The 18,458-nt window shown below is 44.0% G+C and carries 21 protein-coding genes; 2 read left to right on the forward strand and 19 right to left on the reverse strand.

Translation table 11 applies throughout. The annotated features are described in order from the left end of the window. The first annotated feature begins 6 nt into the window (after nucleotides 1-6). Complete coding sequence (locus tag QXH45_02200) at nucleotides 7-1,545, forward strand: amino acid permease (protein ID MEM2078051.1); 1,539 nt, start codon at nucleotides 7-9, stop codon at nucleotides 1,543-1,545. Here QXH45_02200 and QXH45_02205 read toward each other — a convergent pair. The 4 genes from QXH45_02205 to QXH45_02220 form a co-directional block, all read right to left on the reverse strand. Beyond that, nucleotides 1,531-2,112, reverse strand: coding sequence for a hypothetical protein (locus tag QXH45_02205; GenBank protein MEM2078052.1), 582 nt, complete (start codon nucleotides 2,110-2,112; stop codon nucleotides 1,531-1,533). The genes QXH45_02200 and QXH45_02205 overlap by 15 nt on opposite strands. After that, entirely contained in the window at nucleotides 2,102-3,217 is a 1,116-nt protein-coding gene (locus tag QXH45_02210) for a signal peptidase I (GenBank protein ID MEM2078053.1), read from the reverse strand. The genes QXH45_02205 and QXH45_02210 overlap by 11 nt, the downstream gene beginning before the upstream one ends. Then, the gene (locus QXH45_02215) at nucleotides 3,214-4,503 is read right to left on the reverse strand and encodes a hypothetical protein (GenBank protein ID MEM2078054.1); all 1,290 of its coding nucleotides are present in this window, start codon (nucleotides 4,501-4,503) and stop codon (nucleotides 3,214-3,216) included. The genes QXH45_02210 and QXH45_02215 overlap by 4 nt, the downstream gene beginning before the upstream one ends. 182 nt (nucleotides 4,504-4,685) lie before the next feature. Next, nucleotides 4,686-5,288 carry a hypothetical protein gene (locus QXH45_02220; GenBank protein MEM2078055.1) on the reverse strand — a complete coding sequence of 201 codons (603 nt, stop codon included), beginning with the start codon at nucleotides 5,286-5,288 and terminating at the stop codon, nucleotides 4,686-4,688. A gap of 98 nt (nucleotides 5,289-5,386) precedes the next feature. Between QXH45_02220 and QXH45_02225 the strand changes: the two genes are divergently transcribed. Further along, on the forward strand, nucleotides 5,387-6,181 hold the full coding sequence (locus QXH45_02225; protein ID MEM2078056.1) for a hemerythrin domain-containing protein: 795 nt from the start codon (nucleotides 5,387-5,389) through the stop codon (nucleotides 6,179-6,181). Here the strand turns inward: QXH45_02225 and QXH45_02230 are convergent. The 15 genes from QXH45_02230 to QXH45_02300 all read right to left on the reverse strand — a co-directional run bounded on the left by QXH45_02230 (nucleotide 6,178) and on the right by QXH45_02300 (nucleotide 18,458). Then, on the reverse strand, nucleotides 6,178-6,456 hold the full coding sequence (locus QXH45_02230) for a transcriptional regulator (GenBank protein MEM2078057.1): 279 nt from the start codon (nucleotides 6,454-6,456) through the stop codon (nucleotides 6,178-6,180). The two genes, QXH45_02225 and QXH45_02230, sit on opposite strands and share 4 nt — an antisense overlap. Before the next feature lie 46 nt (nucleotides 6,457-6,502). Next, complete coding sequence (locus QXH45_02235) at nucleotides 6,503-6,946, reverse strand: DUF1616 domain-containing protein (GenBank protein MEM2078058.1); 444 nt, start codon at nucleotides 6,944-6,946, stop codon at nucleotides 6,503-6,505. A 77-nt stretch (nucleotides 6,947-7,023) separates the two neighbouring features. Beyond that, nucleotides 7,024-7,512, reverse strand: coding sequence for a DUF1616 domain-containing protein (locus tag QXH45_02240; protein MEM2078059.1), 489 nt, complete (start codon nucleotides 7,510-7,512; stop codon nucleotides 7,024-7,026). Next, entirely contained in the window at nucleotides 7,509-9,143 is a 1,635-nt protein-coding gene (locus QXH45_02245; protein MEM2078060.1) for a DUF58 domain-containing protein, read from the reverse strand. The genes QXH45_02240 and QXH45_02245 overlap by 4 nt, the downstream gene beginning before the upstream one ends. Further along, nucleotides 9,124-9,957, reverse strand: coding sequence for a hypothetical protein (locus QXH45_02250; GenBank protein ID MEM2078061.1), 834 nt, complete (start codon nucleotides 9,955-9,957; stop codon nucleotides 9,124-9,126). Before QXH45_02250 ends, QXH45_02245 begins: the two co-directional genes overlap by 20 nt. Further along, nucleotides 9,944-11,692, reverse strand: a complete 1,749-nt coding sequence (locus QXH45_02255; GenBank protein ID MEM2078062.1) for a hypothetical protein — start codon at nucleotides 11,690-11,692, stop codon at nucleotides 9,944-9,946. The genes QXH45_02250 and QXH45_02255 overlap by 14 nt, the downstream gene beginning before the upstream one ends. A 38-nt stretch (nucleotides 11,693-11,730) precedes the next feature. Beyond that, entirely contained in the window at nucleotides 11,731-11,985 is a 255-nt protein-coding gene (locus QXH45_02260) for a hypothetical protein (protein ID MEM2078063.1), read from the reverse strand. Further along, nucleotides 11,982-12,668: a hypothetical protein gene (locus tag QXH45_02265; GenBank protein ID MEM2078064.1), complete on the reverse strand. Its 687-nt coding sequence runs from the start codon at nucleotides 12,666-12,668 to the stop codon at nucleotides 11,982-11,984. The genes QXH45_02260 and QXH45_02265 overlap by 4 nt, the downstream gene beginning before the upstream one ends. Next, a complete protein-coding gene (locus QXH45_02270) occupies nucleotides 12,665-13,315 on the reverse strand; it encodes a hypothetical protein (GenBank protein ID MEM2078065.1) in 651 nt (216 codons plus the stop codon). The genes QXH45_02265 and QXH45_02270 overlap by 4 nt, the downstream gene beginning before the upstream one ends. A gap of 4 nt (nucleotides 13,316-13,319) precedes the next feature. Beyond that, a complete protein-coding gene (locus tag QXH45_02275) occupies nucleotides 13,320-14,261 on the reverse strand; it encodes a MoxR family ATPase (GenBank protein ID MEM2078066.1) in 942 nt (313 codons plus the stop codon). Nucleotides 14,262-14,268: 7 nt separating this feature from the next. Continuing rightward, a complete protein-coding gene (locus QXH45_02280) occupies nucleotides 14,269-15,939 on the reverse strand; it encodes an archaeosortase/exosortase family protein (GenBank protein MEM2078067.1) in 1,671 nt (556 codons plus the stop codon). A 91-nt stretch (nucleotides 15,940-16,030) separates the two neighbouring features. After that, the gene (locus QXH45_02285) at nucleotides 16,031-16,480 is read right to left on the reverse strand and encodes a hypothetical protein (protein ID MEM2078068.1); all 450 of its coding nucleotides are present in this window, start codon (nucleotides 16,478-16,480) and stop codon (nucleotides 16,031-16,033) included. A 79-nt stretch (nucleotides 16,481-16,559) separates the two neighbouring features. Beyond that, nucleotides 16,560-17,189, reverse strand: coding sequence for a hypothetical protein (locus tag QXH45_02290; protein MEM2078069.1), 630 nt, complete (start codon nucleotides 17,187-17,189; stop codon nucleotides 16,560-16,562). A 102-nt stretch (nucleotides 17,190-17,291) separates the two neighbouring features. Continuing rightward, entirely contained in the window at nucleotides 17,292-17,591 is a 300-nt protein-coding gene (locus QXH45_02295) for a hypothetical protein (GenBank protein ID MEM2078070.1), read from the reverse strand. A 12-nt stretch (nucleotides 17,592-17,603) separates the two neighbouring features. Beyond that, complete coding sequence (locus QXH45_02300) at nucleotides 17,604-18,458, reverse strand: hypothetical protein (protein MEM2078071.1); 855 nt, start codon at nucleotides 18,456-18,458, stop codon at nucleotides 17,604-17,606.

Here is an 18,458-nt window from a genome sequence, read left to right on the forward strand (position 1 = left end):
AGATGAATGGGGAGGGTCTTTAAATGGTATGACATAGCTTTATGGGGGATAGCGAACTCTGCGGCATCTGGATTGCTGATCTACAGTGTTCAAAACCTCGGGAGACCTGGAGTATTTGGTGCAGACATAAGCTTATCCTACATCCTGGGCGGCGTTGCTTTTCTACCTATCGTATTATCCATGATTCAGGTTGGAATGTTCGTTAGAGATGTTGGAGGACCCTACGTGATTATTTCAAAAGCGGTATCTCCATACGTGGCCTTCATATCCATTATATTTTACATGTTCGCGAGCGGGGCGGTTTTGACGACCGGCTTCCTCTCCTCTCTCTCAGTCGAGTTTATATCAGTGCCCATTTACCTCGCAGGGTACTACTCGGGAAACGGTTTCCTAACGGGGCTTGGAATGATTTTAAACTCCACCACCTCGGTAATGGTTTTTTCAGTCCTAATTGTGTCTTCAATATGGATCGTGAATACGGGCGGTTATAAAGTCGTAAGGAGGATGCTATATTTCACGACCTTGTTCCCGCTTGGAGTTCTGCTCGTGCTCTACATGGTCGCGCTGGTTTATCCATCGGCTCTATCGCTCTCGGGGAGCGATTTAATAGATTTCGAATCTATTAAAGCAATGGTTTTCAACGCTCAAGAGGCTTTGAAAAACAATATTCAGCCGTTGCACCATGCCGAGGCTAGAATAGCAACTCTGAACTACGCAGTAGTGGCCTTCTGGTCCTACCTCGGCCTCGAGATCGCCGGGTTCCTCTCCGGGGAGACCAGGGAGCCTGAGAAATCATTCATTGTAGGAGGGTTGACATCTTACATCGTCATCGTTGCCTCCTACTTGCTTGCAGGCAGTGTTGTTCAGGCGGCCGGATACGACTACCTGGCATCCTACAGTTACTTATACATGCACGATCCGGATTTGCTGTTGCGCTTCACAGTATTCGAAATGGTTTTGAGACCATCGCTCTTCCTCCCCTACTATCTCGCGTTTCGTCAACCAATCCTGGTCTTAGGGCTCGGATTTGCGGGTTTCCTGTTTTTCTACAACACAGTGTTGACATCCTGGGCATCCTCCCTGAGAGCAGTCCACGCGATATCGGTTGATGGACTATTCCCAAGAAGCCTCGGCGAGTTCGACCCAGATAAGGGAGTATATCCTAGTGCCAACAACGTTGTTTATGCAGGAGCACTAGCTGGATTGATACTTGGGTTGATCTCGAAAGAAGTACCCCAATTTGGTCTCACAATGTTGCGAGTATTCAACTTCTCGTATGGAGTGATGCTACTCTTCCTAGGGCTTGCACTATCTATATTCGGGATAGTAACCTTTGCTGGTTCTGGAGGAGGCGGGGTAAAATATACTAGGCCGAAGGTAGCTTCATCAGTGATAACTGGATTACTGTGTTTCGTTATCGGATTGTTCATCGTGGCGAGCATAGGGATCGGAGCTTCTGTGATAGACCTTGTCGCAGTAGTCACCGCCGGGCTCGCGGTTTCTGCCCTGCTGGTTCTCCTCATAAATCAATCATTTAAACGCTAAAGCCCTGTAGACGCGGTACGTCCAAAGCGTCGAGAATGACGCATTCAGGAAGGAGATTAGTAAAACAGGTAGCGGCGATAATAAAATATTCGAGAAGACTGAGGGCTGCACGATTATGTTCCCGAGAAATATGGTTCCAGCCGAATTGCTCCTCACGTACTCTCCTCCTATTGAATCGAGAATATCTTTGATATACACTGCGTGTGTAAGGTAGAAAAACGATGTTGAAAAAACAGATGAAAGCCCTGTTGCAAACATCAACCGGGCTACTATTATGACATGTCTCCTGCGCATCCAGTTAGTGATTGCATTGAGACCGAGGCTCAGCGTTATTAGCGCGTGAATGGTTATGGGGATACTTAGGCTTGCGGCTTTATCCAACTCGGGTATCTTCAAGGTGGTGTTATACATTCTCAAGTAGTAAGAGGAAAATGACACGAATCCCTTGACTATGCCGTCGATAAAGTAGAGTGGCACTATCAGGATGAGAAGTATGATTATGCTAAACAAGATGGAAGAGATGCCCGCTAAGAATTGATATGTTAACAAGGCTTCATCATCCTTCAAGCTTCCCCACCCATGTGTAAACCCGGCGCGCGAAAACATAGCTTACTTCCACGTAAGTAGCCCCACCGCTTGTTTCACTAACGCTGATCTCCCTGGTCTCAAACGGCTCTAGGGTGAAACCCGGAAGGGTGTTCTCTTGGACTTTTAGCGAGTATGCTCCTAGTCCAGCGGAGTAGACTCTTCTCAACCTCACGCCTAATATCTCTATGCGTCCAGGGCTTGGATTGTAAGCTATGATCCTTCCCTTGCTAGCTGTGAAGACGGGATGATTCCACTCTACCACCACCGGGTATCTTCCCAGCAACACTCCTTTGTCTAGCTTGATCTTCACCTGTGCGATGAAGGCTGAGAGATTAGAGTCTAAGAGCACTTCGTAAAACCCGTCAGGGGGCTGGATCACTATTTGATTATTTTCTGCCCGATACTCGGAGCATGGTGAGAAGATGTTTTTCGCCACGAGGACGCATTCTTCAATGCTGACTATATTGAGGCCTGAGGGGACATAATCTATTACGATGGAAGTCGAGTTTGTCCTAGTTGAGAGCCTCACAAGGGCCACATCCGGCGGAACTATTCGAGTTGGATAAGGCGGTGTTTGAATGACGTAGATAGTTAAGAAAGCCAAATCCAGGATTAGCAAGGCTAAAAACACAAACGTTTCAATGACGAAGGCTTGTTTCAAACCCTTCCAAGGCTTAATAGGGAAAAACATCAATGTGATCGATAAAACAACAAGTGGAAGCCAAATTATCAGGGGGATGGAACTAACTACCTTGAATCTTATCAGCTCGACAGGGATTGGCGGGTCAACTGAAGGGTTATAGTCCCCTTTTGTGACGGCAGTTGTTGCGTTTATTTGTACTAGTCTGTGAACAATGCACGTGAACTCCTCTTTACAATAAATAACGATGTCCCCTGTTGAGATAGGCGTTAGAGATGAGGACACCCCTACGACTAGGTCCCCTGGCTTAAGAGAAGGATACATGGAAAAACCCGAGACCGTGAACAACCCTAGAGGGGTGGGGAGGATTCTCGACCCGATGCTAAACCAAGTAATTAACACGATATAAGCAACCTGGATTAAGCGTTTCACCCAGTTTTTCAACCGGCTCCTCCTCCAGTGGAAGTGATCGTTATTGGGTTTGATACACAAACAGTTTTTTCCGGGGAACAATACTCAAGAGAGAATACAGCAGTGTAGTCAGGACTCGGCGCCGACGATACAAGAGTAACGTTCAACCCCCCTCCCCCCATTTTCACGAACGAGGTGCTCCATGACATTATTTCGTTGTCTACAACGCGTATTGGCGTAGAGGAGTAGGAGTTCGACGTTATAGCAACCTCGAAACTACAGACTCCACTGCTCTCCAGGCGGAGTAGGGAGAGTCTCACATCATACTCGCCTGCGTCAACAGGTATAACGCTTATGAGGCTAATACTCAGGTTATATCCCGTGATGTAAATATCGATGTAACCAGCCGTTCGCGTCGGGTCTACGAACCCATAGAAAGCATCCCCCGTTATTATGGAATACGTCTCCCCGCCTAGCAAGGGAGTCGACGTTTTAAGAACTACTACTCCGTAATTATTCTCAACTCTTATCTCCCCTCCATCGCCTACACCGATAACGTTATCAGTTACGACATTTACGCTCAAAGACTCGGCTACTGCAGTACCCTGTCCTACAAGCCTTCCCTCGTTATCGAAGACCCCTAGCCTTGCCCCCGGGTACAAGCCAGTGATCACTAGCGAGGTGGGATCATTCAGGGACAATATGAAGTCGTCGAAAACGGATTCCGCGCCATCCACCTCCAAACCCACGTATGCTACTTGAAACCTCCTACTACTCGAGCTCGTAGCTATCAGCGACCTAATCAACAAACCCTCCTCAGAGTATAGTTGCGCCCTTAGGTAGACCGCATCCGCCCTATACTCGTAGTAGACAGTGAGCGTATACCATTGAGGCGTGTAAGTGAATTGAGCAGAGAGGTTAAGCCTATTCCAACGGTTCGGAGTTTCCACTCTGTAACTCCAGATCTCCAACCATGCGGTGTTACCGGATCGTCTCACCGAGACCTCGTAAAGCCTGTCAAATTTGCTGTCTATAAAGGCCAACCCGGTGTATCCGCTTGTAGCTAAGTTCTTGAGTTTAACCGAGACGTAGAATTTAGGGTAAGAAGATACAGAGCTTGAGAAATAATATTGTGAAGCGCCCCCTATCCCCCCATCGTTGTCGACCCCGCGCACTCCCATTCCTCTATGTCCGTTAGCGATGAGAATCCATGAACCACTACGTGAACTCCATTGTTGACTAGGTTGTTCAAAATCGCTCCAGGTTATCGTATTCGAGGAACTCTTCGAGAGACTAATTGGGATTAAGGGGCTTTCCAAAACCATCAAATGAACAGGGGGTTTTGATGTGGCCAGGTTAACACTAAGATAGTTGAAAACGAAAAACAGAGAATCCAAACCAGTGAGAGTAAATATCAGGGCAGAAACAATGGGGAGAGCTTTAAGAATAACGATGGGAAAAAACGTTGAGGTTGAATTACTCTTGACAATAGTTCTCCACCTCACGGCGGGCTCTCAGTGTTTTGCGAGCTATATATGAGCTCTAACAGTATTGAGCCGCTTCCCGGGGGCGGCGTCTCATAGCTACCGCCTTGCGTTGTGTAAACGAACTCGAAATCCATTCTCAACTCTCCTTCAGCGTTTAGAAGTATCCAGTTGTCTGGTTGCAACTGAGTCGTCAACAAGTCCACTGTTCCCACAAGGACGCCTCCCTCGTACAAGTAAATTCTTGCGGACGCGAGATTACCGCTTGTCACCGTCTCGGCAACCTTTACTTTAACATAGTATGCGTTGTTAGGATCCTGGTTCCTTATTCTCAAAACATCCACATAGTAGGTCTTTTGATAGGTTGGGTGAAGGGTGAGAGACGCGCTCGTTCCAGTAGGATCTAATGTAACTTCAATAATCGCTCCGTAAAGGTCTCTCCCACCGCTGTTGCTTCCTTCCATGAACACGACGGGCGGTTTCGAGGGATTCACGTTGACTGCGGCAGGATAATACACGAACACGCTTGCGAAAGCTATGCTTACTAGTATTGTAGCAATGGTCATTCCTAGCATGAATCTTGAGGTTTTCACGATCTCAAACCTCTTCAGAGGATCCATGGGGCTCCGTTTTCCTTAAAAATGACAGGACATACTCAGTTAGGTGCGAGTTTAAAATCTCGAAATTGTTGAAAAGTAATAACTAGAGGGTAGAAGAGTTGTCAAATAGCGTTGAGAAAATACTGGTCTTGAATGATTCATGTGGACTACTGTTTTCACCAACACTTATAAAAGCCATGGAGAGGATCAGGCTTGCCCATCTTAGAGAGCTCTTGGAGCTTGAGAGAATTGAGTATGCTGGGCAAACGATGAGAGATTTGGCCTCAGAAATATCTAAGGCGGGGGGCGATGAATACCTTTTCCTTGATTATAGGGATGAGGCAGGGGTAAACTGCCTGATCATATCGAAGGGGCGGGTAGTGCTTAACTTCGAGTGTCTCGGGATGGGGGAAGATATCGATAAACAACTCGCCGCTCTAGCTGGATACTGTACGAAGGGGAAGGGAGATCTCAGAGTTTACAAGGTTAAGCCGATATTCATTGAGTGGAGTGAGAGATACAAGTTTGGGATAAGAATACTTGATCAAGCACATGAAGAAATGTTCATGAATTTCCAAAAGGTTTTCACCGCTATTATCGAAGGAATGGTCGACGAGGTTACGGGGCTTATAAAAAACGCCTATGAATCCGTTAAAAAGCATTTCGAGATCGAGGAGAATTTAATGGTTAAATATAATTATCCTAAAAGCAAGCGGAAAGACCATGAAACAACTCACGCCGAGTTTAAAACTGTTGTTGAAAACTTGGTCAAGGCTGCTGAAGAAGGAAGGTTCCTCGAGCTTTATATTCAGCAGTATCAATTCCTAATTACCTATTTGGATTACATGCTTAAGGAAGACAAGGAGTTTATAACTTTCTTACTTGAAAAATGCGGGGAGAATTGTAGCCCTTAATCCTTCTTCTCCTCTTGTTTTACCTCCTTTTCCAACTTTTTGAGTTCTTCCTCTATCTCCTTCTCTATCTCCTCTATGGGCTTCGGGGGAGGAGTTGTTGCCAGGGTATAGCCGATCCATCCAAGTATTCCGAAAACTCCGATGACGGCTATCATTAACGTCAGCTGCATTAGGACTAAACTATAATCGGTCATAAATAATACGTATCCATACAGTATGATAATAATGATGGAGACAGCCATCAGAAGCCATCCGATTGTCTGGTCCTTGCTCAATTTTAACACCCTTCGTTTCTGATATTATAGTGTATTATATAAAAATCTAACTCAGGCTTTTGTACGACCTGTACAATCCTATCATTGAGAAGGTTAGGGTAGATATTGCAATGCTTATCGTCACCGGGACTAGTCTAATACCCCATGGAGTGTAATTGAGGACAAGCCCTATTAAGGGAACTAGTGCAAGACTTAACCCGATTGAGAGAGCGAATTCTTCCAGCGGACGGAGGGACCTATCGGGATAGAGTGCCTTCAGCAGGGAGTATCCAGGTAGGAACAAGACGAAAACGCTTCCAAGCACGTATCTTGCAGGCGACGAGACTCTGTAATATTCGGTGAGTAGGACTAGTATTACTGTTGCGACTGTCAAGCCGGTTAAACTGTAAAACCAGGTCGAATAATCCGCTCGCGAGACGAACTCTGCGAAACTCTTTGGTTTCTCAGGGTCCTCGATTTCGAGCCTACCCTCCACCCATTCCCTATACAAATCTACTAGAAATCCAAGGTAAGCCCATTTTCCGAGCTTCTTTTCGTTAACGTATTCCTCTAGAGTTTCTTTACTGCTCAGGGCAGAATCACCTCTGTAACATTTAATCTAAGGAACACGTATCTCCCTGTATACTCCCAAAGCCCTGAATCAGGGTTGTAATAGTACAGTTCACAGACAAGTGTTTGATTCAACTTAGGATTTCTAAAAACAATTGTTAACGGTATTGTCTTGTTCTCTTTGTGAGGTAGAATGATGAAGCCCTCGTTTAAAACCTTTTTTCCAGTTAAAGGAGATTTTTCATTTGGTATCTCGCCGTCGCCTTCTTTAACCTGGTACTTGAAGAGTGCGGTGTAGCCAAGATGGTTGTATATGAATAAATTCAGCTTGACCTCCTGCCCGACAAACACCGTTGAAGGATACTCCCCAATTTTACCCTCCTCGTTAAGAAGTCCAAGAGCGGTGAAAGGCTCATCCATGCGCGGGATGGCAAGGGCTACTCCGATCGCAGACCCAACGATCGTTATTGCTAATATTACTGCGAAAACCTCTTCGTCAAGTATCACCGTACCTCCCTCATCAGCTTACTAATCATGTAACGTAAATCCGGGACCTCCTTAATGCGTATATCTGTTAATCCAAATTTAGAAAAGTTTTGAGCAATAATATGGTATTTCAAGTGATACGCCTTAGGATGGATCAATATGAACCCTGACTTCTTGGGGACTCTTTCTTCGAGGAACGTGAGGAGAGATATCGCGTAGCTCATATAATAATCCAACAGCTCTCTCCAAGCCTTTACATCGGATTCTCTCTCAATATTTAACCTGGGACGGTCGAGAGTTTCATAGTTAAATCTCGCCTGCACCTCCTCTAACAAAAGTATTTCGTTGAGAACTTGTATAATTTGTGTTAGACTTCCGCGAGTGAAAATCGTCGTCCCGCTTGGGAGCCTTAGAAGAAGGAAAATTTCCCTCTGGACTGCAAACAAGGCTGCATAAGTAGCCCTTATCAACGTATCCAGTTCAATAGGGTTGGACGCATCCCAATCGGCTACTATTACACCCCCTCCACCGCCTCCTCCCGGTTCAGGAGATTTTGAAAAGGTTTTTACGATTAATTCCCCTTTGCTCACGCTTTTCTTCCAATGAATGCTCCTCGGATGATCTCCAGGCAAGTACTCTCTAGCCCCCTCGTACTCTCCTGTTGTAGTCCGGGAGGCTGAGTAACCGAGCTCTCTTAATGGGGTGTGAAAAAGTGAGAGGGTGAAAATGATTTTGCCTTCAGCGGAGACTTCCCTTAAACCTTCAATCCCTTTGCCTGTTTCCACCGCCCCCTTACCGACTCCATGTTCTCTTTCAATAATCTCCTCCTCACCCACTGTCAAGCCTTTTGCGGAACCCCACCGTTGGACAACGAGCCAGACGGGGGGTGGAGTGGTAGTATAGTAGTATTTTCCAAGTATCTCCTTGAAAGTTCTTTGAATCACCGAGGATTTAGGTGTGACTTTAACCTTCAATACCTGTGGAGCGAGGCGTATTTTAGAGTATCCGCGAGGATCAGATATCTCGATGATTACATTATATTCATGTAATCCCGCTAGTCTTGGAGAGAACCTCAACTCTATCACTCCGCCTTTGTCTCGGAAACCTTTACTGAGGGTCTTGTTGTTTACTGTGACCTTATACGCGAATGCGGAGTCGGAGAGGATATCCAAATGGAATACAGCGTCTTCACCAAGTAGGATCGACTGGGTTTTTTCTCTAAGCAAAACCTTTATTCTCGACAACCTCAAGTACTCTCTGAAGCTCACTATTGTGGAAATAGAGAGGTATATTGTAGTGGGAATCAACGAGGGTGGGTTAACTAGGTACACCGGGGTTAAAACACCGGCTGTAATGAAAGAATCCCAGAGCTTGGACTTCTCGGAATACTCAACGATTAAGGGTGTTGATGCATGAACTATTAGCAGTGCCAGAGTCGTTAGAAGTAAAACGGCAGGGTTAGCCACAAAGCAGGAAGCGCTCCATGCAAGAACTACCACATCATACAATTCCCTCTTAACGTAGTAAAGTAGGGATGAAAAAATAAGCCCTATTATTGAGTAGAAAAGGTTTCCGGTGATGTAAGATGATATCATAGATGAAAAGAACATCAAGCCAGCGAGGTAGTGTGAGCTATTCCCTGCTACGCGCATGAAGCATCACCACCACTATTATGACTGCCAGGACTCCGGCGAAAACGATATTTCCCTGTCTTAATGCCAGGAACCTCAGGTTTTCAAAAGGTTTACTGAATGGCGTTGTTTGATCGATGTATAGAACCCTTTCTTTCCTTAAACACTCGAGGAATTCCTTGTTAAACTCAACCAGGTCATTTGTGAAGACCCTGGTTGAAAGGATGAAGAACACGACTCCATCATGGTATTTGTAAAGTATCCCAACGGGGAAAACCCTTATTGGCTCACCTAGGTCTAAAAACCCGTTTCCATTTGAATCTAAATATGAGAAGGGGGAGGTTTCGATCAAAACATTTTCTCCGCTCAAGTCAGAAGCATACGGCTTCCACAGTGAAACATTGCAATTGCAAACTCTGCTGTAACCTACAGGTTTGAAACGGTCTCCCCGGTTGTATACCATGTCGTAAACTGTTTTACCGCTCGATACATGCTTCAACCCAAAAGCCTCTGCAATAGAATTCATGTATGACGGGTCACCCGTGACTATTAAAACGCCCCCTCTCTCTACAAAAACCGCTAGGTTCTCGGCGACCCTAGGGGAGGCTGGGCCGGTATTAGAGGTTATAATGATTGAAGTCGAAGGATCCACGGATGAGAACTCAGAAGGGTTTACTACGATTTTTCCATTAAACTCCCTCACGAGTTTTGAGAACCCAGTATCCCCCTCATTGAAAACCGAATATTCAATTGTTGAGGGAAAGACGATAATGCTGGCTGCTCCGAGGAGAGTCGAAACGGAAAGGATTAAGACTAAGTAATCAGCCATTCTCATAGTTCAACACCTCCTCGACGAGCTCGTCCGCTTCTTCAATCTTTGGCTTTATCTTTCCATATAAATCCCTTTCGGCAAGGAGGAGCAGTTTTCGCAATATTTTTTTCAGTCCAGTACTAAGGGAGATTCGATCAAAGTGTTCCCTGAGAGTTTCAGCAATTCGGGGCGGATCAATGTTAAGCTTGTTTAAAGTCTCATAGTATATCTTAGCTATTAGCGACTTAGTCTCTAGGAGTCCTTTGAAATCACTAGTCTTCTCTGATTCTTGCCTAAGGGTTCCTCTGTTCCTCAAGGTCTTAATGTAGAAAGTGAAGACGGCCTCCCTCCTTCTAACAAACATGAATGCGAGTGTAAGTCCGTAACCCCAGATCACTGTTAATGATGGATTTATTATAAATAATGTAAATCGTTCCTCGCAAACATCAAAACTGGGGTTTTCGGGTGTTGCAACGATGCGGATCTCAGAGCTAATTACTGGTACCCATGGAAAGCTTATCTCTGCTTCGATGGATTGAGAAGTGTTCGTTTCTAATTCAACTCTTTGGGGCCTAACGATAGATATTTTGACTGGTAGAGAGGAAGGGTCTTCGAGTATTATTCTGAGTCTTATAGAGTTATGAAGAGTGGTTATGATTAAAGGGGTTTCAAGATGAATCGGTATTCTCTTTCTTGCTATTATTGCCGAGGATGTTATGTTTGCTGGTAGGGAAGCCTCGGTCATTTCCACACTTAATGTAATAGTTACCAATCCGGCCGAAGTATTGGAGGGATCTAGTGTGAGCACAACCTCGCGTTGCCCGGGAGTGAGGTTCAAGCTCGCTATCAAGCTGTTGTTGATAAATAATCTTCCAAAATACACGCCGTTAGACTGTATCTTTATTTTCAAAGAATCTCCCATGTATGCTAATGGCGGATCTATCGTCATGTAAACCATGGGCTTACTCAACCTTAATTTAAAGAATTTAATCCCAACCACTTGCGAACCGTTTAAAGAACCCCTAGTTATTATTAAAAGGTTGTTGTCCTCCTGAAGGCTTCTTAAATCAACCCTATTGCTCAGCTCATATAGAGATGGGATCTGAAACCATCCAGAATAATATCCCTCCTGGGGAATAAGTAACCCCTTTCCAATGATTTCGAATGTAGGCCAAAGAGCTATTTGAAACTCGTTCTGCATGATAATCTCCTTCTCCACCACGGAAATATTGGCGTAGATGATATCTCCTGGCGAGAAGGAGAGTTTGTTAAGGCTTATCGATATAAAGTTCGATGCCCACGTCTCTGAGCTTACTAGCTCAATTAGTATAGGGATTTTCTCCAGAACACTTTTGGCATGTATTGATGTTAAAGAGTTGATCGTCGAGAATAGCGTTTGATCGTTTATACAACTGCTTAACTGAACCATATACGCCTTGACTGCATCTTCGAACCGGGCGTAAAACTCGCGTAGATTTGCCACTATTTCTAGTGGAGTTTTACTGACGTTTTTGCCGTGAATGTATTCTACGCCTTCTAAATAGTTTAATAAGTAATTATATGTCTTAACGTGCCTTGATCTTAGCGGCTCTGGGAGGTTGATCCTTACCAGAATGCTTATTTCATCTCTTACACTGTAATCATCAGCGCTAACGCGTTCTAGCACGTTCCTCAACATTATTCCCAGAAACCTGCAGTCAACCTTTTCGTCAATTCCCTCAGCGGTAGCGCCATAACATAAAGCGGCGCACGCCATCATCAAGATCGATAAGGCAATAAAAAAGCGTGAGCTCCTTCTCATTTCACAATGACCTCTGAGATTCTAATACTTATTATAAGAATGAATAATGTGATTAAAGTCGCATGAAGAAGTTTCACGGGCAGAGCAGTACGCGGAAACGGTTTCACCAGCGCATACGATATGTAAAAGCATAATATATTTAGAGCTATGAAAGCATCTACTCTTTCTTCTCCTAGAAGAAGCAAAGCGGAGTTGAACAATGTAACCAAGGATACATACGTGATTAAAAATGTCGAATATCTAGCGTTCATGGCTGATCAACCACTTGGTAGATCAGCTCCATTGAGTCTGGCGAGGAGGTCTGGCGAACAAGTTTTACAGAGTTATTAACAAGTCTTGCAACCACTATACTTGTGATGATATTTGACATATTAATCGGATATTTAGCCTGGTCCTTCACGAACTCTGGAAGACCCTCCATTAATACCCTTATAATGGATCCATTTACATTAACCTTTACTCTCTCGCATAGACCCAGCTCGTCTGCCAATACTTCGAGAAGCGATGATTCGAGATCTGCTTGCTGATCTGTTGCCGTGGAAGTGTTCTCTAGGATGCTGGCTGTAGGAATAGTGAATACGGGCTGTCCCATTTGAACAGAGAGCCCGGGATATGGTTGTGGAGGGATATAGCTTTTTGAAACGACGACATAGTAATTACTCGGGGTTTTCAACACGGATATTTTCCCATCTAGCAAATCAGCCTCTTCAATAATCGTAGTTAGGCAACTAGTAGCTAGCTTGGCGTACTCTTGGAGAACGTTCAAGAAGTTTTCAGTAGTCGTGAAGCTGGAGTACATGATCGTTAAGCCGACTACAACGATTGACGCTGATACCCCTGTGAGACCTGAATCGCCGTATGTGACTGAATACAGCAAAAAGACCGTAGATATGAGTATTATTGAGAGGCCTAGTCCGAAAAGGCGCTTGTTCAAACAAACACCCCTGGGATGGTGATTTTAAACACCACGTCTATCGCTATGTAGTCTATCTTTTTAAAGTCCTTGAGATAAAGGACTACTTTTATGATTGATGCAGTGATATTATAAATCAGGAATGTGTTTGACACATAGAAAACGGGGGATAGGCTCAAAGCCGCCGCGAACAAGGCCTGCGAAAATAAAACTCTTGGCTGATAACCATGCAGGCTAGCTAGACTTCTACCGGCGAGGGAGTCCATTAATGCTAGAAGGACGAATCTTGCAGGGGTGGAGCATCCGACGAGACTGCTTATGAAGGCGCTTAAAAGTATCAATGGTGGTGTTGCATAGGTAAACAAACCTCTTAGAACAGGCATGTCCCAGAACAAAACTGTTAATGTAAAGAATAAAATTATTAATGATAGATCTTGCAGTAGACTATCTAAACCTAAATAATTGAATATTAAGTAGGAGAGGGCCGTCCAGAAGAGGGGAGTGTAGTAACTAACATACTCGCTTGGAGTTTTGAATAAAACCATATAGTTGACCGCGAATATGATCATCATTAACGTTAACACCATAATTAGAAGAACCTGATTAAACATTAATGTGAGGATGTCGATGATTATGATGGATAAAGCTATCAATACTAACTCGATCATTATCTCACTTTGGAACCGGCACTTTGTTCAATGCTTCATCAATGATCGAATCGATGTTAATCCCCTCCAGTTCGTATTCCTCCTTGATTCTTACCCGGTGTGATATCACGGGATCTGCTAGCTTCTTCACATCATCCGGTATTACATAATCTCTATTATCCATTAAGGCATACACTCTGCTTACCCTCATCAAGTGAATGCTTGCACGATGAGAAGGACCGAATGCGACAGCCTCATGGCTTCTCAAGTATCCTATTAGTGACGCGATATAGTTCACAATCAGCTTATCCACGTGTATTAATTGGGGGAGCGAGGCGGCAACCTGTACAAGCTCCTGGGGCTTAGTAACTTGGTCTATGGGGAGCTCCAAGATTACATCCGATTTTTCAATTATTTCCTCTTCTTCCTCTATGGGGTTATAATAGCTCTTGATAGATGTTGCGAACCTATCTAGGAGTGTTTCGAGGACTTGGTATGGTGCCGTCGCCAGTTTCGTCGGAACCTGTGTCCCTATGACCATGAAGGGTTTAGGTAGAGGGTATCTCACCCCATCAACAGTGACCTGGTTCTCTTGCATAGCTTCCAGCATGGCGGATTGTGAACGGGTTGGCGCCCTATTAAGCTCGTCAAATAACAAGATGTTCGAGAACACGGGTCCTTTGACGAACTCCCTAGACCCGTCAAGTCTGTAGATGTGAAAACCGAGAATATCCGATGGGAGAATATCAGGGTGTCCTTGGATGCGCGCGTATTCTCCCCCAATAGCTTTCGCCAGCGCTTTTCCGAGAAGGGTCTTTCCAGTGCCTGGATACCCCTCTATGAGCAGGTGTCCGTTTGCGACGAGAGTTGCTACGGATAGCTTCACTATCTCCTCTTTGCCCACATATACTCTCCTTATCTCTTTCACCACTTCGTTTACCAGTGATCTAGCGCTGTCGAAATCCAAGGAGTACTCACCGGCGGCTCTTTCGCCACGTATTTATGATAAGAGAAGTGACCATTATTAAAAAGTATGCGATCGCACTTATCGTTGTTACATAGTAAGCCAGGGTAGCGTAATGTAGCATTTCAAATTTTGTCGGAGAACTACCTCCCGAAGTAATCCATAAGGATGAAAACAACCTGACCGCCTCGTTTTCAACGATATCGGTATTCGAAGCAGGAATTGGCGCGAAGATGGATAGCCTGAAATATATTGGGATGTTTTCACCCTCCACCTTAATCATCACCTTTCTTAGAACATAAGAGAGCAGGTAATGATTTACGCCATCCCATACCCGTATGAAACTGATGGACTCCCCCTCGATACTTCTTGTCCAGGAATCAACAATCTTGAATCCTTGTAACGTTAGGCAGAACTGCCAAGTATGTAGCCGCGCCGGAGTATCCACTATTTCAATATATCCAGTGTAGGTGACGCTTTTGTTTACTAAAAACGTGATTCTGAACACTTTCAAAGCTCCTAAGACCCTTGTTAAAAAATCATCGTAACTCTCTTTGACAAAGGTCACATCCGAAGAGTTGAGGAGGTATTTGGATGGACTGTTAAGAAGGTCGTTGAGGCTATCTACTAAGATCTCTGCCTCGTTATTTGGATACGTGCTCACAGCCTCCACGTGCTTTAGGATGCCCATGTATGTGATAGATATAGTCATTGCTAATAGAAGGGAGGCTATCATCACTCGCGGGCTAACTCCTTCTATATGAAGCGGAATTTTAAATTGAAAAACCCTGGGCCCCAGGATTTTCCTGATGATGACTACAGCAGTTGCTGCTGACACAGACGCATATATTATAGAGGGTGAATAGTGAAATAGCGTCAAACCGGTCTCTGGATCAATCAGCTTTACAGCAATTATCACTAAAATTACTCTGAGAACGTTTCCCGCGAACCCGATTAGAAGTGAGGTCAGGAGAGAGGCCACTGATGCGTAAACCTTTTTCCTCGCGCCTCCGGTTGATGCAACAGTTAAGTAGAGAAGAATCGGAAAAACCGATAAAATGGTAGAGATCGTAACGATTCCAGTACACGCGACCTCAACACTGAGGGATACGGATCCCTTATGTGTTTCAACTACTATTTGAGAGAACCCGGGGCCCTCAACATACATGGACCCCGTAGTAAAAGCAGCGACCCAACCGACCACCCTTGATAAAGGCGGAGTGAAACTGTCTATGATGAAAGTAGGGATGGGCGTTAGGAAGAATATTGATGCAAGGGGGATCAGATCCACGGGCCTGTTTGGATCGTACACCAAGATCACGAGTGATAGAAAAAGCCATGAAAAACTGAAACCCAGAAGTTGCATCTGCAATTCAATCACGAGGTACGAGGTCAAGTAAAAGATGAGGGAAAGCGAGATAAAACACAGCGATAGTATAATTTTACTTATGCGCACGCTGTAGGAGAAACCAACTTGTCGTAGACTCAAGTAGAGCGTGTTTATAGTGGATACTATTACGGGAATGAGATAGCTATATTCCTCCACGAGCATGAGCTTGGTTATACCTTGAGAGTAGTTTTTGTAAATAGTTGTTAGGAAAAGGGAGAGTATCATCATGATTATGGAGAATCCTATAGTGACGTTCGCCCTGTATCTTAAAACTTCTTCTACTCTCGACATTTCCCAGCCATCCCGTGAATTTATATCATTGTTATTCCTTTCGACAGTCGATTGGGAGTTATACAGCTTTTTCCAATAAAGGCTTAATGAATTATTTAACTCTTGACCTCTTGACGATCCATTTCCTTCTTGTTTTAAACCAGACCAGGGCCCAGACTCGCGGGAGGAACACGTATGTTAGAATAGGTATTGAGATTAAACCTAATATTGTTACGGTTACTTCTAGGTTTCTCCAGAAGATGAAACTAGGATAATTCTCCTCTAATCTATCAATAAATATCCCAGCCAGGGTGAGATTACCTGTAATCCACTCTTTTTCCTCAATAGTTAGTTCGCCTTTATTCAGCAGGCTGAGGGCGTTGCTAATGTATTGTTCGGCCTCAGAAGTGTTCATTCCAACGATACTTAGTTTTTTCAATCTTCTAGCGTAGGATTCTATGATTGATAAATATTCTTGTTCATCACTGGTTACCTCTTCCCGGGGCAGGTAGGCGGAGATGCTACCGAGCAATATTAGACATAATAGTATACCCCGTATCAACCCTTATCCTCTCCTCCAATCACATGAAAACTACGAAGATCATTACATGGAATAAGGATTTTAATCTCACTCTCGAGGCTTAGTCAACGCATGAGTTATATATCTTGGCGAAGGCTTGAACCTGGTCTAAGAAGTCAACCAGTCTCTTTTTCTCTATTTTCTTCTTCATTTCTCTGAACTCCCTCTCAATATTCTCTCTACAACGAGGGTCTGCCTTGGCATGGAGGGCCTCATTAAGGTCTTTAATTATTTTTTTCTCTAACTCTTTCAAGTAGTATATTGATTGCTCGAATTGACATATTAAGGTTGAAATGTAGAGGGCGTGGATGAGCCTCACGATGGGTTTCGATTCCTGAAGAGGTAGAGATAAGCTCACCTTATATATTCGTGCATCCACGTTCTCTCGAGACGTAAGTATTTTGTTCAATTCTTTAAGGGTTTCCGCAAAGCCGTGAGCATCCTTACAGAAGGCATGGGTGATTTGAGAGCCAATAACCATCAGCCTGCAACCATGGGATACGCCGTGGATTTCTACGTAAAGAGGATAATTTCCCGACTCCTTCATTAAGAACTCAAGGATTTTCATCCCCGGTTGGGATAGATTTATTATTATCGAAAACTCAAGCCTCTCGCTTAGAGCATCGAATGGTAGAAGCTCGAAACACGTCTTAAAATTCGGTGCTAGAACTAATCTACTACTTTCAGCCAATTTGGACTCAACCTTAGAGTTAAATTTTATCTTTGTTAAATAAAAATATTTCAGGCAACTCTTTGTTAGAGTGGGTTGAAACGATCGTGAAACAATCTAGGATCATCGGCTCTTTATGAAATCCTCGCAACCATCCTGCATCTCGCTCTCAATCAATTGGGATTTGGCGAACCCCTTCTTTACATCCGGTAGAGTCTTGGATACGAGAATAATTGATTTCCTCGTTGGATGTATTGCAGTTGAAGCGTAAGCTCTTACCAGTGCTGCAACGACCGCTTCCTGCAATATAATCACCTGATCCTTCAGCTCGATGACAAACCTAGTGTGAACGTGTCCTGAAGGAATGCATGCTATTACTTTCTCAACGTCCTCGTTCCGGTAGATTTTGATCGGCTTTTCCAAGATGGTCACCCGTCACACGATTACTGTTCTATCCCTATTAGAGATAAAATTGGCGATGAAGGAGAATCTAGAGGGTATGTAGAAGAATATTTCAATACCCTGATTTAGAAGTTTCATAGGCAACGAGTTCATAATAGATACAGCATTTTCGTCAACGGATCCCAATATCTCTGAGGGGGTTACGAAAACAGCCTTCCGAGCCCAACTTTCCGAGCCCACGCTTTCAGAAATCATTTTTCTAACAACCACCTCTCCAATTGCAATATCCCTGTCACCCACTCTTCCAACATCGCGAGGAAGAACTCTCTCTAGCTCATCCGAGCCGAGCTTATCCCTTATTCTTTTCAATAATCTATTAAGCTTTTCCCACTCTAGCTGATACCTATTGTAGTCGTCTTCATCCTTGTATTCTCTTCTAATTCTTTTTATTTCATTTGATGCTTCAAGCAAATCGTGAACTAAAATGGCTAGCTCAATCTTATCGATCGTTGGGAGGCCTCGAGCTAAAAGATTCTTGTCTAGGTTCTCCATGATTTTGATGATTGATACGTTTCGATGATCGTATTTTTCATATATTATAGTTAGAATCCCTACAGGATGGATTTTGAGAAACACAGATAGCTTGGAAATGATATCAACAATATCTCTTATCGTTTCGTTGAAAAAAATTGGAAGAGTAGAGAGGTAGAATTTTCTTGGATTGCAATGGAAAACTTGAGATTGATCTGAGATCCCGAGTTGCCTCTTAATAGAAGCGTCTGAAATCAAGAGTTTGAGTTTTTCATTCTCTATTTGGAACACGTATCCTTCAAAGAGTCCTCTCTTCAGAAACTCCCCTATTTTTCTCGATAGCTCAACGCAAGACAT

The organism is Thermosphaera sp. (genome assembly GCA_038827615.1).
In the GTDB taxonomy this organism is placed as follows: domain Archaea; phylum Thermoproteota; class Thermoprotei_A; order Sulfolobales; family Desulfurococcaceae; genus Thermosphaera.